This is a genomic window from Synechococcus sp. C9, from assembly GCF_022984075.1.
Lineage (GTDB): Bacteria > Cyanobacteriota > Cyanobacteriia > Gloeomargaritales > Gloeomargaritaceae > Gloeomargarita.
On record NZ_JALAAD010000001.1, the window covers coordinates 539,577 to 552,572 of the forward strand.

The window sequence follows — 12,996 nt, forward strand, 5'->3', positions numbered from 1 at the left end:
ATTCAGAGCGTTGGTTGCCCAGATTCGTTAGGCTGGATTTATGCCGTAATTTAGACGCACCTATGGCCAGCCCGGATGCCGTCCGTCAATATCTCGCCTGTTGGTTGCAGGTGGGGAAAGGGATTGTGGATGGTCAAACCACTTGGCGACCAGAGCGGATTAGTCAAGGGGATGACTACAGCCCGGAATTTCTCTCCCGCTGGCGGGAAATGGAACAGCGGGGACTGCATCGCTATTATTTGGCCGGTACGGAGGTGAGTTTGGGACAATTGTGTGGGGATGATTGGGAAATTGTCGCCTGTAGCCGTTGTACCATGCCCATCCCGGTTAAAGTGCTTGGCATGATGACCAGTCCTTGTCCTTGCAGTGATTTAAGCCTGTGGCCGCATTTGGGTTTACCGTTACCGCATGGGGTGGTGGACAGTCGGGTGCGTTTGGCAGAACTCCAGGTGCGTTTGCAGGAAGAGTCCTAATCGGCATAACCGACCTGCTTCAGCGGGGCATGGGCTGGGTGCGTTCCAGTTCCCGTTGCAGAGCCTTGTAGAGGGAAAATTGCTTGCGGGTTTGGGCGATGGCCATCCCCTGTTGGAAATCCTGAATCGCTCCAGGAATGTCCCGCATTTCCCGCTTGATCGTCCCCCGGAGTCCGTAGGCGGCGGGTTGTTGACTGTCCAAGGTGAGGGATTGGTTTAAGTCCGCCAGCGCTGGTTCCAGTTGCCGCCGCCGGAAGTGCAAGGACCCCCGCAGGGTGTAGGCTGGGGCGTAGTTCGGATTCAGTTGGATCGCTTGAGCCACATCGCTGAGAGCCGCCGTGTCGTTTTGCAGGAAACTGTAGGCCTGGGCGCGCTGGTAGTAGGCTTCAAACCGCTGGGGCTGGACTTTGATCGCCTGGGTAAAGGCGGCAATGGCGGCCGGGTAGTCCCGCAGGGTCAGGGATTCTTGCCCTAGTTCTAGGTGGTCGAAATAGGTTTGTAGGGCGGGGGTCAATTTGGGGGATTGCGCTAGGTTGGGATGGGGAGACAAGCCAAAAACCACACCGAGCAACCCGCCTAACCCAAAACTAACCCACCGAGAGCGTCGGCTCATCTCACTTCTCCCTGGGGCAGGCAGGACATGAATCAACCTAATTGATTAACCCATTATTTTTTATTTTATTGTAATTCCCACCCAAACCTGGGTGAGCGCGCCCCCCAAAACTGGTACATTAAACGAATATCGCAAAACATGGGCAGAGATTTATGAACGTTCTGGTGATTGGTGGGGATGGTTACTGCGGCTGGGCAACGGCACTGCACCTGGCAAATCGTGGGCACCGGGTCGGGATTATGGATAGCTTGGTGCGCCGGTATTGGGATATGCAGTTGCAGGTGGATACCCTCACCCCGATTACCCCGATTCAGGAACGACTGCGCCGCTGGCAGGAACTCACCGGGCGAACCATTGATTTGTTCCTGGGGGATATTACCGACTATCAGTTTTTGATCACTGCCCTGCGCCAATTTCAACCGGAAGCGATTGTCCATTTTGGGGAACAACGCTCGGCACCCTTTTCCATGATTGACCGGGAACACGCCGTCTTGACCCAGGTGAATAATGTGGTGGGGACGCTGAATATCCTCTACGCCATGAAGGAGGAATTCCCGGAGTGTCATCTGGTGAAGTTGGGGACGATGGGCGAGTACGGCACCCCCAATATTGACATCGAAGAAGGCTATATCACGATTGAACACAATGGGCGCACGGATACCCTGCCCTATCCCAAACAACCCGGCTCCATGTACCACCTGAGCAAGGTGCATGATTCCCACAACATCCACTTTGCCTGTCGGATTTGGGGGCTGCGGGCGACGGATTTGAACCAAGGGGTGGTGTACGGGGTGCTGACGGAAGAATGCGGCATGGACGAGGCGTTGATCAACCGCCTGGATTACGACGGGGTGTTTGGCACCGCCTTAAATCGCTTTTGTATTCAGGCGGCGATTGGACATCCCCTGACGGTGTACGGCAAGGGGGGGCAGACCCGGGGCTTTTTGGACATCCGGGATACGGTGCGCTGTATCGAGTTGGCGGTGAACCATCCGGCGCAATCCGGGGAATTTCGGGTGTTTAACCAGTTCACGGAACAGTTCAGCGTGGCGGAGTTAGCCCATAAGGTGCAACAGGCGGGGGCGGCGATGGGTCTGAAGGTGACGGTGAATCACTTGGACAATCCCCGCATCGAAAAAGAAGAACATTATTTCAACGCCAAAAATACCAAGCTGTTGGATTTGGGCTTGCAACCCCATTACCTGTCGGATTCCCTGCTGGATTCCCTGCTGAATTTTGCCATCCGCTACAAGCAGAGGGTGGACCACACCCAAATTTTGCCCAAGGTGACCTGGAAGCGTTAACGGCTCCCCACCCCTAGCCGCTGATGTAATGGCGCATATCCGCCCGGCGGCGTTTTAAGCGGGTGAGGGCTTCCCGCTCAATTTGGCGTACCCGTTCCCGGCTGATATTCATCACTTCCCCAATCCGGGACAGGGTGAGGGGGGCTTCCCCATTCAGTCCGTAACGCAGGCGGATCACCTGCCGCTGTTGGGGGGTGAGGTCATTCAGCACACTGTCAATATCCGCCATGAGGGAATTTTGGGCGGCATAATCCTCAGGACTGGGGCCCTGGTCTTCGAGTAAATCCCCCAACTCCGTGTCCAGGTTATCCCCCACCTTCACGTCCAAGGACAGGGGCTGGCGTAGCCGCTCCAGGTATTCCCGCACCTGGTTGGGGGTCAGGTCTAGGGCTTCCGCCAATTCCGGGATGCTAGCCGCCCGTCCCAATTTTTGCGCCAATTCCCGTTGGATGCGCTTAAATTTGTTCATTTTTTCGGTGATATGAATCGGCAGACGGATGGTGCGGCTTTTTTCGGCAATCGCCCGGGTGATCGCCTGGCGAATCCACCAATAGGCATAGGTGCTGAAACGATAGCCCTTGCTGGGGTCAAATTTTTCCACCCCCCGCTGCATCCCAATCGTCCCCTCTTGGATCAGGTCAAGTAAATCCACATTGCGCTTCACATATTTTTTCGCCACCGACACCACCAAACGCAGGTTGGCCTCGATCATCTTGCGCTTGGCTCGCTCCCCCGCTTTACAGTGCTGCTCCAATTCCGCCAGGGAACACCCCACCACCTGCGCCCACTCCGCCTGGGTAATGGGACGACCCAATTCCTGCTCCCGCTGGGTACGCTGAGCCTGCAACTGCGCCAAGGTCTGCACCTGTCGCCCCAAGGCCACCTCCTCTTCATGGCTCAACAACGGAATCCGGCCAATGTCACGCAAATACACCCGCACCGGGTCAAGGGAAGGGTCAAGAGTCGCCATAGGAGCCATGACTAAAACAATTGCAAGGTTGCTTAACTCTTTCTTAGCCTACTTTAACAACAGCAATGTTGTCAAAGTCTTGCCCAGGAAATTCTGCCCCCAATTGGGATAAAAAAAAGCAGGGGGGTACCCTGCCGGTGGAAGTTGAGAGCTTAAATCTGCCTTTAGGCGGTGGCGGCGGCGTACTGGGCGCTCACAAAATCCCAGTTAATCAGATGGTCAATAAAGTCCTGGGCGTAGTCGGGGCGGCGGTTTTGGTACACCAGGTAGTAGGCGTGTTCCCACACATCCATCGTCAGCAAGGGAATTTGGTTGAAGCAGAAGGGGTTGTCGGCGTTGAGGGTTTTGGTCACCTTGAGGGTGCCGTTGTCCAGCACCAGCCACGCCCAACCACTGCCAAATTGGGTCACCCCCGCCTGTTTGAAGGCGGTCTTGAATTGGTCAAAGCTCCCGAAGTCAGCGTTAATTTTCTCCGCCAAGGCTCCCGTGGGGGCACCCCCGCCGCCGGGTTTCATACAATTCCAGTAAAAGGTATGGTTCCACGCCTGGGCACCGTTGTTGAAAATCCCCACTTTGCTGGGGTCGCCGTAGGTTTTTTTGATCACCTCTTCCAGGGGCAGGTCGGCGTACTCCGTATCCTTGACCAGGTTGTTGTAGTTGGTCACGTAGGCGGCGTGGTGTTTGCCGTAGTGGTAGGTGAAAATTTCCGCCGTCAGGTACGGGGCTAGGGCATCCGGGGCGTAGGGCAATTCGGGCAATTCGTAAGACATAATCCAAGATTCCTCAGATGGAATGGTTCGCCTTTACTGTAGCGCATCCCTGCCCCGGTCGTACTCGTAACGAGTGTGAATAATCCCTGCGGGGCATGACGAAGCACGACTCAGTACATAGGATAACCTGCGTGTTACAGATGGTTACGGTTAGGTAGAAATACGGGGCGGGTTGGGTCTTCACGGTGGGAATTGCCCCCTGAGCGGCGAACCATTTCCCTAACCCTGCTACACTGCAAAATGACCCTGAGAGGGCATCCCCCATGAGTTTGTTTGATTGGTTCGCCAACCGTCCCAAGGCCGCCCCCTTGAGCCAGGAGCAACAACAACGGGAAATTGCCGATGGTCTCTGGACCAAGTGCCTTGCCTGTGGGGCTTTGACCTATACCAAAGATTTACATTTGAATAACAAGGTCTGCCCGGAATGCGGCTACCATCACCCGGTCAAAAGCCATGAACGGCTCAAGCAATTGCTGGATGCGGATACCTGGCAACCCCGGAATGAACATCTCACCGCCTGCGACCCCTTGCATTTTGTGGACCGCAAACCCTACAGCGAGCGCCTGCGGGAAATGCAACATAAAACCGGCTTAAACGATGCGATTCAAACGGGTTTTGGCAAAATTGACACCCATCCGGTGGCCCTGGGGGTGATGGATTTTAATTTCATGGGCGGCAGTATGGGGTCGGTGGTGGGGGAAAAAATTACCCGCCTGGTGGAGGAAGCCACCCAAGCCCGTCTGCCGGTGATCCTGGTCTGCGCTTCGGGGGGGGCCCGGATGCAGGAGGGGATGCTGAGTTTGATGCAGATGGCGAAAACTGCCGCCGCTTTGGGACGACACCGCCAGGCGAATTTGCTGTACATTAGCATTCTCACCCATCCCACCACCGGGGGCGTGACCGCCAGTTTTGCCATGCTGGGGGATTTGATTCTCGCCGAACCCAAGGCATTGATTGGTTTTGCCGGTCGGCGGGTGATCGAGCAGACCCTGCGGGAAAAATTACCCGACAATTTCCAAACGGCGGAATACCTACTCCAGCATGGGTTTGTGGATATGATCGTCCCCCGCACCCAACTCAAACATACCCTCGCCCAACTCCTGCGCCTGCACACGCCCACCAGCCCCCCGGTAGGACATCGCTATGTGACCCCCGGATTCCTGTTAAGCTAAAAGATGCTGCTGTGTGTTGGGCTTATTGAGGAGAATTATGGTCAGAACGTGCCTTTGGCTTTTCCTGAGTGTCTGTCTGTGCCTGGGCTGGATCGCTCCTGCTTGGGCGGTGGAATTGGATGCGGCAACCCGTACCGTTCCCCTGAATGATAAGGGGGATGTCGCTACGTTGACCTTACAAGAAGCCCAGCGGGGCAAACGGTTATTCAACGCCAAATGCGGTACCTGCCATGCGGGGGGCATTACCAAAACCAACCCAGTGGTGGGGCTAGACCCGGAATCCTTAGCCTTGGCGACCCCCCCCCGGAACAACATTGAAGCCCTGGTGGACTACATGAAAAACCCCACCAGTTACGACGGGCTAACCTCGATTGCGGAAATTCATCCCAGCCTGTCCAGTGCCGACATTTACCCGAAAATGCGGGATTTGACGGAGGATGACCTGTATGCGATTGCGGGGCATATTTTGATCCAACCAAAAGTGCGGGGGGTACAGTGGGGCGGCGGCAAAATTCATTATTAATCGGTGCGCTCCTGCTGGGGTGGGTGGTGTGGACGTGGTTCATGCCGCCCGCTTTCGCCGCCCGGGTTGACCCCTATGTGAGCCGCTATCTCAAGGTGACCCAGCCGGTGGACCTCCCGGCGGATGCCCAGGGAACCATGCAATCCTTCACTGCCCTCGACCTGAGTGCGGGCAAGCAATTGTTTGAAAGCAATTGTATTAACTGCCATGTGGGGGGAGCGACCCTGCCCAACCCCCGGGTCTCCCTGTCCTTGGCGGATTTGCGAGGCGCATCCCCACCCCGGGACAATATCCGTGCCCTGGTGCAGTTCACCCGCCTACCCAAAAATTACGATGGGACGGAGGACAGCTACACTTGTCGGGAATTGTCCCCCCAAACGGCGACGGATGAGGAATTAGCACAATTAGCCGCCTTTATTTTGCAAGCGGCACGGGTGGCTCCCGGTTGGGGTAGCAAGGATTTTTGAGGGATTACATGAGCAATCGTTAGGAGGCCATGGCGACCGCCACTTTTTCTTGCAATTCCCCGGATTGGTACATTTCGATCATGATGTCTGAACCCCCGATAAATTCCCCGTTGATATAGACCTGGGGAATGGTCGGCCAATTGCTGTATTCCTTGATCCCCTGCCGGATTTCCTCGTCACTGAGCACGTCAAAGGTTTCGTAAACCGCTCCAACCGCATTGAGAATTTGCACCACATTATTAGAAAAACCACACTGGGGCATGAGTTTTGTCCCCTTCATAAACACCATAATTTTGTTACCTTTCACCAGGGCTTCAATGCGGGCTTGGGTTTCCGGGAGCATAGCGTGTATCCTAATCTATGGGATTCATTGAGCTATTATACCAAGGGTTTGGTGGGGTACAATCAAAAGACAGCCGCTCGGAGGATTCCATGCGTTATTCCCCCCTGTGGGAGTGCTATCAAAATCAGGCGAAACTGACCGAATTTGCCGGGTGGATGCTCCCTGCCCAATTTGCCGGATTAACGCCAGAACATCAGGCGGTGCGCCAGAGAGCGGGATTATTCGACATTTCCCACATGGGTCAAATTGAACTGCAAAGCCCCCATATTTTAGAAGATGTCAACCCTTTAGTTCCCACCGCCATTACCCAGTTAAAACCCGGTCAGGCGCAATATACGGTTTTGCTCAACACTCTGGGGGGAATTCTCGATGATCTGATCATTTACGCCCAGGGGGAAGGGCAAATCAAACTAATTGTGAATGCGGCTTGTACGGAGAAAAACCTGAAGTGGTTGCACCAACATGTACCAAGGGCGGTGCTCCAACCAACAGCCCAGGCGTTAATAGCCGTGCAAGGCCCCCATGCCACCGGGATTTTACAAACCTTAACCCCGACCGCACTCCAGACCATTCCTCGGTTTGGGCATACAATAATAAGTACAAAATTTGGACACATCTGGGTGGCACGCACGGGCTACACGGGGGAAGATGGCTGGGAAATTCAGGCGGAACCGACGGTAGGACAAGCCCTCTGGCGGGAATTGATTGCCCAGGGAGCCACGCCCTGCGGGTTGGTCGCCCGGGATATGTTGCGCTTGGAAGCGGGACTGCATTTATACGGGCAAGATATGGATGAGAGCAGTACACCCCTGGAAGCGGGGTTGGGGTGGCTGGTGGACTGGGACAAGGGGGATTTTTTGGGGCGGGCGGGGTTAATCGCCCAAAAGAGTCAAGGGGTGGCGCAGAAATTGGTGGGGCTGATTGGGACGGGGCGGCGGATTTTTCGGCAGGGCTATCCGGTGCGGGCGCAGGGGCAGACGGTGGGACGCATCACCAGTGGCACCCTATCCTTGAGTGTGGGGCGACCCATTGGTTTTGCCTATGTGGATACCCCCTGGACGGCACTGGACACCCCCTTGACCGTGCAGGTACGGGAGCAGGAATTGCCGGTTACAGTAGTAAAAAGAACGTTTTACACCCGGACGGGATGAATCTATGGCACTCACCTACCCTGTTGAATTACATTATACTGCGACACATGAGTACGTTGCCCTAACTGATGACGTGGCGGTGGTGGGGATTACAGCCTTTGCGGTCGAGGAATTGGGAGATATTACCTATTTGGAATTGCCTGCGGTGGGGCAGACGGTCAGCCGGGGGGAACGCTTTGGCACGATTGAGTCGGTGAAGGCGGTTTCGGATTTGTATGCGCCGGTGTCGGGGGTGGTGACGGCGGTACATGAGGAATTGCTGGATGCCCCGGAAAGGATTGCCAGTGACCCCTATGGCAACGGTTGGCTATTGAAAATTCGCTTGACTCACCCGGAGGAAACGGAGAAATTGCTGACGGCGGCGGATTATCAAGCCCATTTGGGTGGGTGATTGCCCACGCTTATACAGTCTTTTCTTTGAGAGTTTCAAGTAAATAATGATGTCGTATGGTGATCAACGCCCAAAATCCTTTCAGGGAGAGAGGTTTGCTAAAATTATGCCTCATGCCAACATTAGTAAAGTGAAACTCTCTTTTTATCAAAAAACGTGGGTCTAAAACCCCGCCTAATGCCTCCGGCACGGCTACGCCTAGGAAGGCGGCTTTTGCTATACTAAACGCAGAGGCGAGGGTAATCAACCTCTCTAAAAACCCGATAGCCTAACGGCTAAAAAAACAACCAAGGTTTTTGGTTGGTTCAACGGTACCTTAGGGCATAAGGGAACCGCCATCGCTTCGCAACACTTTGTGAACGCAAGAGGGAACGCTATGGCTTGCGCCACCTGCGGAAGGGGAGAGTTTGACCGCTACTTTGAGCAATGAGAATTGTTTTCAGCAAGTCATCTCGTTGAACCAAGAATCCCCGCACCTTTAGGTCGGGGAGTGTCAAGAAGTGCCCATTAAAAAATGAGCCGATACCCTGGAAAAGTTCGGCTCTGTGAGCATGAAATTAACGATTTGGGAGTTAAAAACCAGCCACCCCTAATCCGCCAACCGAGATAGGCTGTAATTCGCCGCTGTCCGCACTTGGGGATAGTAATCCTTGGCGAGATAGTGCAGAGCCGCCCGGGTTTTGGGGCTGGGTAAATTTCCCAACGCCTCCGCCAATCGCTGGCGCACCAGCCAGTCCTCCGACTGCACAAAAGTTAACAACCGCTCCACCGCCGCCACCGCCCCAATTTCCCCCAAAGCGGCAATCACCGCCTGCTGAATCACCGGTTCCGGGGCATCCAACGCCTGAATCAGTACATCGTAGGCACGGACATCCCCCAAATTCCCCAGGGAAACGGCGGCACTAAACCGCACCAGCCATTCCGTATCCTCGTACAGCGCATGGATCAAGGGTTCCACCGCCCGCTCATCCTGTAAATAGCCCAATGCTCCGGCGGCATCCGCCCGAATCCCATAATCCGGGTCGCCCTCCAATAAGTTCACCAGCAGGGGGAAACACTCCGGCGTAGGTTTTACCCCCAGCCCGAAGACCGCCATCGAACGGATTTGCAAACTCTCATCCCCCAGGGCTTTTTTCAACAGGGGAAACGCCTCCGCTGGAGCCACCTCCCGCAACGCCACCAACGCCAACAACCGGTCCTTCAGTTGCGGACTCTCCAATTGCTCGGACAACTGCGCTAGGTTCACCATAAGCGGTATGACTCCAAGAATGTAACATTTCTTAATATAAGCATATCATAACCCAAGTCAAAGAAAATTTGCTAGGGGGTATCCCTTGCCGAAACGGGCAGGGGCGTTCATCATAGGGATTAGCAATACCCCATCGAGAGAGAGCCATCATGTTCAAATTTCTCACCAAAGTGGCGGAATACGGACGGGATGCGGTACAGGCGGCACGTTACATTGGTCAGGGCTTATCGGTTACGTTTGACCACATGCACCGGCGACCGGTGACCGTGCAATATCCCTACGAGAAGTTAATCCCCTCGGAGCGGTTTCGGGGGCGGATTCACTTTGAATTTGACAAATGTATTGCCTGCGAAGTGTGTGTGCGGGTTTGCCCCATCAACCTGCCGGTGGTGGATTGGGAATACAACAAAGAATTGAAGAAAAAAGAACTCAAACACTACAGTATTGATTTTGGGGTCTGTATCTTCTGTGGAAATTGCGTGGAATATTGCCCCACCAATTGCCTGTCCATGACCGAGGAATACGAACTTTCTACCTACGACCGGCACGAACTCAATTACGACAACCACGCCCTGGGTCGTTTGCCGGTGAATGTGACCCAAGACCCGATGGTGCAACCGATCCGGGGTCTAGCCTACTTGCCCAAGGGGGTGATGGAAGGTCATGAGGTGCCCCCCACCGAGCGTCGGGCGGGTCTGCGTCCTGAGGAAATCCTCGAACAGATGGAACCCTAGGGCGTACAATACGGGCAGATAATTTGGGAGGGAAGTCCGTGACCTTGGCAGATGGGGTACAAATTGTCAGTTTTGCCGTTTTGAGTGTGATGATGTTGTCCGCCGCCCTGGGGGTGGTTTTGCTCAACAACATCGTCTATTCGGCCTTCCTGTTGGGTGGGGTATTTATCAGCCTCTCCGGGTTGTATGTTTTGCTGAATGCGGATTTTGTGGCCGCCGCTCAGATTTTGATCTATGTGGGAGCGGTGAATGTCCTGATTTTGTTTGCCATCATGTTGGTCAATAAACGGGAGGTGTTTGTCCCCCTGCCCCGCACTGGTTTGCGGAATTTGTTGACCACTTTTGTTTGTTTTGGCCTGCTGGCACTCCTGGGAACCATGATCCTGACGACCCCTTGGGCGGTAAACTTGGGTGCCCACCCGGCCAGTTCCATCGTCCGGATCGGCCAGCATTTTTTCAGCGGGTTCTTGTTGCCCTTTGAATTGGCTTCGGTGCTGTTGCTGATGGCGTTGATTGGGGCGGTGGTGATTGCCCGCCGGGAATTGGTGCCCGAACCGGAATTTCCCCAGGGGCCATCCTTGAGCCTGCCTGAACGTCCCCGCCCCGAAGTGCCCACCCTGGCCGGTCGCAATGAGGAATAGGGACTAACGCCGCAACAGCCGGTATTCCACCATCGTCCAGGTTTCCCCCTGGGGTTCCCCGTAGGTCACGGGTTGATCCTCCCCCGGCACCGCCAAGGTCAGGCCATCCAAATTCACCTGCCAAAGTGAAGGTCGCTCCAGACCGAGGATGCGGGTTTCAAATAAAATGCTGGTCGGAGTTTCCCGGCTCCAGCCTAACAATAGGGAATGGGTATGGGCCACCGCCTGGGGGGTCACCGCCCGCACCCCCGTGCCATCACTCTGCCAGACCAAGGCACTGTCGGAAATTTCCGAAGACCCAAACCAGCCCGCCACCTGCCGCACCAGTAATTGACGGCTATCCGCCGACCAGGACACGGGCACCAGCACCCAAATTTGCCCCGGTTGGATGACCCGGGGTTGTCCCAAGGGGCGCAGGACGATGGGTAAAACTCCCCCCGGGCGACGAATGTGCAACGTACTGCTCACCTGAGTGCGGGTATAATCCCGATGCGCCAAAATCTGCACCCGACTGAAGACGCTGTACCGCCCATCGGGAGAAATCAGGGTAGGGCTTTGGGTGGTGCCCCGCACCGTCCGCCGGGTGCGTTGCGCTTGGGTTTGCAGACCCCATACCCACCGCCAAGGCATGGGATAGGCACTGGCCAACGGGTCTTCCGGTACCCAGGCTGGGACTGGCAAGGCAGGCTGACGGGGAGCCGCCACCGCAGGTAAAATAAAGTTTGCCAAAGCTGTTGCGGCTAGCGCAGTAGCAACTAGCCCACTGATGTACGCCAACCGGACTCGGTTAGCCCTTGCACCCTTCATGGTGATTGCACAACTAATTACTTTTTAATATAACAGATGCCCAAGGAGTAGCCATGCCAATTTAATATATGGCAATATCATTTGCATTGTGAGAAAAAAATATTTAGATTAGGGTACCTCTATAAATTATAAATTCAAAGTTAGCGGTCCCAGGGGGGCATCCCCGCCCTTAGCGCTGGGTAATATGGGTATGCCAACGATGAGATTTTGGATTGGTTCAAATAACTAGAGGTTCCCATCATCCAATAAATCCTCTTCCTCATCTGCCAGGAGCAGGGTTTTGCCAAGCTAGGCATTTCCCCCGTGGTTAAGTAAAAAAAATAAACAAATAAGTAAAAATACTTAACTATCCGGATCAAGGGGCGGATTTAGTCCCCCGTATAGGCAGTAACCTGATGAGAAACATCGGAACTTCCGGGGTTGGGGGGTTTCCTTTCTAGGGGTTAATGCTATAGTAAAGATCAAAAATGGTGTGAGGTTGCAGAACTCCTATGATGCGAACCAAATCTTGCCTGACTTGGACGGGGTTGGTGGCGCTGGTACTTGGGGGATGTACCGTGACCGTTGACCAAACCGCTAGCAATGCACCCACGCCCTCACCAAAACCGCCTATAACCAATAAAACATCCATGCCGGGAACTGCCACCCCCTCCCCCGCACCGGTGGCGACTCCTTTGGCGACCCTACCTGTGACCCAGGATGGGTTGATCCCTTCGGAAGACCCGAACCAACGGCGGGATCAGCTAATGCCGGGTCGGAATGACCCCTTTGCGCCCCCAGGTACGACGGGCACCCGTCCAGGGGAAGTGGTGGAGATTCCGCCGCCGCCGTTTGATATTGCCCCACCGCCGGGGCCGTTACCCCAGGTGCAAAATGCGCCCTTGCCTCCCTATGACCCCAGTGCGTCTTCCCTAGCGGATTTTCCGGGCCGGGGGGCTGACGTGGCGAATATGATCATGGTGCACGGGGTGGTGCAGGTGGGCAGTGAAGTGCAAGCAATCATCAAAACCCCCAATGAGGCCTCGGCTCGCTATGTGCGTGCCGGTCAGCGGTTGGAAGGGGGGTTGGTGCTGGTGAAACGCATCGAAAGCCGGGGGTTGCAACCGGTGGTGGTGTTTGAACAGGATGGCACCCAAGTGGCACGGGCGGTGGGTCAGGAGCCGGATTTCCCGGTGAATCCCTACACCATTGGGGCACGGGTACCGACGTTGCAAAGTCAAAGTCCCCCAGCCACTTCCGGGGTGACAGCGGCTCCGCTACCGATGCAACCGACCCAACCTGGGGCAACCCCACCACAACAGCCGGGGGCGCGGCAGAGTCAGATACCGTCCGTGCCGTCCCCAGCCACCCCTGCCGTGGTGGTTCCCCCTGCTCCTCCCGTCCGTTAA

General features: G+C 55.3%; 16 protein-coding genes. 10 read left to right on the forward strand and 6 right to left on the reverse strand.

The window, feature by feature from the left end:
• Nucleotides 1-62: 62 nt before the first annotated feature.
• A complete protein-coding gene (locus MLD66_RS02655) occupies nt 63-473 on the forward strand; it encodes a hypothetical protein (RefSeq protein WP_247215395.1) in 411 nt (136 codons plus the stop codon).
• 19 nt (nt 474-492) lie between these two features.
• Here MLD66_RS02655 and MLD66_RS02660 read toward each other — a convergent pair whose 3' ends face one another.
• A complete protein-coding gene (locus MLD66_RS02660) occupies nt 493-1,086 on the reverse strand; it encodes a tetratricopeptide repeat protein (RefSeq protein ID WP_247215396.1) in 594 nt (197 codons plus the stop codon).
• A gap of 152 nt (nt 1,087-1,238) precedes the next feature.
• Between MLD66_RS02660 and MLD66_RS02665 the strand changes: the two genes are divergently transcribed.
• Nucleotides 1,239-2,390 (forward strand): NAD-dependent epimerase/dehydratase family protein, encoded by a 1,152-nt coding sequence (locus MLD66_RS02665; RefSeq protein WP_247215397.1) that lies wholly within the window; start codon nt 1,239-1,241, stop codon nt 2,388-2,390.
• Between the two features lie 13 nt (nt 2,391-2,403).
• Here MLD66_RS02665 and MLD66_RS02670 read toward each other — a convergent pair whose 3' ends face one another.
• Together MLD66_RS02670 and MLD66_RS02675 are read right to left on the reverse strand one after the other, a co-directional pair.
• Nucleotides 2,404-3,360 carry an RNA polymerase sigma factor, RpoD/SigA family gene (locus tag MLD66_RS02670; RefSeq protein WP_247218927.1) on the reverse strand — a complete coding sequence of 319 codons (957 nt, stop codon included), beginning with the start codon at nt 3,358-3,360 and terminating at the stop codon, nt 2,404-2,406.
• A 164-nt stretch (nt 3,361-3,524) separates the two neighbouring features.
• On the reverse strand, nt 3,525-4,133 hold the full coding sequence (locus MLD66_RS02675; RefSeq protein WP_348644348.1) for a superoxide dismutase: 609 nt from the start codon (nt 4,131-4,133) through the stop codon (nt 3,525-3,527).
• A 260-nt stretch (nt 4,134-4,393) separates the two neighbouring features.
• Between MLD66_RS02675 and accD the strand changes: the two genes are divergently transcribed.
• From accD to psbV2, 3 genes are read left to right on the forward strand one after another with little or no spacing between them, the layout of a single operon-like run.
• Entirely contained in the window at nt 4,394-5,302 is a 909-nt protein-coding gene (gene accD / locus MLD66_RS02680) for an acetyl-CoA carboxylase, carboxyltransferase subunit beta (protein ID WP_247215399.1), read from the forward strand.
• A 37-nt stretch (nt 5,303-5,339) separates the two neighbouring features.
• A complete protein-coding gene (gene psbV / locus MLD66_RS02685) occupies nt 5,340-5,825 on the forward strand; it encodes a photosystem II cytochrome c-550 (protein WP_247215400.1) in 486 nt (161 codons plus the stop codon).
• The gene (psbV2, locus tag MLD66_RS02690; RefSeq protein WP_247215401.1) at nt 5,798-6,292 is read left to right on the forward strand and encodes a photosystem II cytochrome PsbV2; all 495 of its coding nucleotides are present in this window, start codon (nt 5,798-5,800) and stop codon (nt 6,290-6,292) included. Before psbV ends, psbV2 begins: the two co-directional genes overlap by 28 nt.
• A gap of 19 nt (nt 6,293-6,311) precedes the next feature.
• Here the strand turns inward: psbV2 and grxD are convergent, their stop codons facing one another.
• Complete coding sequence (gene grxD, locus MLD66_RS02695) at nt 6,312-6,635, reverse strand: Grx4 family monothiol glutaredoxin (protein WP_247215402.1); 324 nt, start codon at nt 6,633-6,635, stop codon at nt 6,312-6,314.
• An 89-nt stretch (nt 6,636-6,724) separates the two neighbouring features.
• Here grxD and gcvT point away from each other — a divergent pair, with 89 nt between their 5' ends.
• Together gcvT and gcvH are read left to right on the forward strand one after the other, a co-directional pair.
• Nucleotides 6,725-7,786, forward strand: coding sequence for a glycine cleavage system aminomethyltransferase GcvT (gene gcvT, locus MLD66_RS02700; RefSeq protein ID WP_247215403.1), 1,062 nt, complete (start codon nt 6,725-6,727; stop codon nt 7,784-7,786).
• A 4-nt stretch (nt 7,787-7,790) separates the two neighbouring features.
• Nucleotides 7,791-8,177 (forward strand): glycine cleavage system protein GcvH, encoded by a 387-nt coding sequence (gene gcvH / locus MLD66_RS02705; protein WP_247215404.1) that lies wholly within the window; start codon nt 7,791-7,793, stop codon nt 8,175-8,177.
• A 589-nt stretch (nt 8,178-8,766) separates the two neighbouring features.
• On the opposite strand, the gene MLD66_RS02710 is transcribed toward gcvH, so the two are convergent.
• Nucleotides 8,767-9,426: a HEAT repeat domain-containing protein gene (locus MLD66_RS02710; RefSeq protein ID WP_247215405.1), complete on the reverse strand. Its 660-nt coding sequence runs from the start codon at nt 9,424-9,426 to the stop codon at nt 8,767-8,769.
• A gap of 149 nt (nt 9,427-9,575) precedes the next feature.
• Between MLD66_RS02710 and ndhI the strand changes: the two genes are divergently transcribed.
• Together ndhI and MLD66_RS02720 are read left to right on the forward strand one after the other, a co-directional pair.
• Nucleotides 9,576-10,160, forward strand: coding sequence for an NAD(P)H-quinone oxidoreductase subunit I (ndhI, locus tag MLD66_RS02715; protein ID WP_247215406.1), 585 nt, complete (start codon nt 9,576-9,578; stop codon nt 10,158-10,160).
• Between the two features lie 38 nt (nt 10,161-10,198).
• Nucleotides 10,199-10,801, forward strand: coding sequence for an NADH-quinone oxidoreductase subunit J (locus tag MLD66_RS02720; RefSeq protein ID WP_339396878.1), 603 nt, complete (start codon nt 10,199-10,201; stop codon nt 10,799-10,801).
• Nucleotides 10,802-10,804: 3 nt separating this feature from the next.
• On the opposite strand, the gene MLD66_RS02725 is transcribed toward MLD66_RS02720, so the two are convergent.
• Nucleotides 10,805-11,608, reverse strand: coding sequence for a hypothetical protein (locus tag MLD66_RS02725; protein WP_247215407.1), 804 nt, complete (start codon nt 11,606-11,608; stop codon nt 10,805-10,807).
• A gap of 491 nt (nt 11,609-12,099) precedes the next feature.
• On the opposite strand from MLD66_RS02725, the gene MLD66_RS02730 reads away from it, so the two are divergent.
• Nucleotides 12,100-12,996, forward strand: a complete 897-nt coding sequence (locus MLD66_RS02730; RefSeq protein ID WP_247215408.1) for a hypothetical protein — start codon at nt 12,100-12,102, stop codon at nt 12,994-12,996.

What these genes read in the sequence shown, in the direction of transcription:
- MLD66_RS02655 (WP_247215395.1), top strand. Translation starts at nt 63, where the DNA reads ATGGCCAGCCCGGATGCCGTCCGTCAATATCTCGCCTGTTGGTTGCAG.
- MLD66_RS02660 (WP_247215396.1), bottom strand. Translation starts at nt 1,086, where the DNA reads ATGAGCCGACGCTCTCGGTGGGTTAGTTTTGGGTTAGGCGGGTTGCTC.
- MLD66_RS02665 (WP_247215397.1), top strand. Translation starts at nt 1,239, where the DNA reads ATGAACGTTCTGGTGATTGGTGGGGATGGTTACTGCGGCTGGGCAACG.
- MLD66_RS02670 (WP_247218927.1), bottom strand. Translation starts at nt 3,360, where the DNA reads ATGGCGACTCTTGACCCTTCCCTTGACCCGGTGCGGGTGTATTTGCGT.
- accD (WP_247215399.1), top strand. Translation starts at nt 4,394, where the DNA reads ATGAGTTTGTTTGATTGGTTCGCCAACCGTCCCAAGGCCGCCCCCTTG.
- psbV (WP_247215400.1), top strand. Translation starts at nt 5,340, where the DNA reads ATGGTCAGAACGTGCCTTTGGCTTTTCCTGAGTGTCTGTCTGTGCCTG.
- grxD (WP_247215402.1), bottom strand. Translation starts at nt 6,635, where the DNA reads ATGCTCCCGGAAACCCAAGCCCGCATTGAAGCCCTGGTGAAAGGTAAC.
- gcvT (WP_247215403.1), top strand. Translation starts at nt 6,725, where the DNA reads ATGCGTTATTCCCCCCTGTGGGAGTGCTATCAAAATCAGGCGAAACTG.
- gcvH (WP_247215404.1), top strand. Translation starts at nt 7,791, where the DNA reads ATGGCACTCACCTACCCTGTTGAATTACATTATACTGCGACACATGAG.
- MLD66_RS02710 (WP_247215405.1), bottom strand. Translation starts at nt 9,426, where the DNA reads ATGGTGAACCTAGCGCAGTTGTCCGAGCAATTGGAGAGTCCGCAACTG.
- ndhI (WP_247215406.1), top strand. Translation starts at nt 9,576, where the DNA reads ATGTTCAAATTTCTCACCAAAGTGGCGGAATACGGACGGGATGCGGTA.
- MLD66_RS02725 (WP_247215407.1), bottom strand. Translation starts at nt 11,608, where the DNA reads ATGAAGGGTGCAAGGGCTAACCGAGTCCGGTTGGCGTACATCAGTGGG.
- MLD66_RS02730 (WP_247215408.1), top strand. Translation starts at nt 12,100, where the DNA reads ATGATGCGAACCAAATCTTGCCTGACTTGGACGGGGTTGGTGGCGCTG.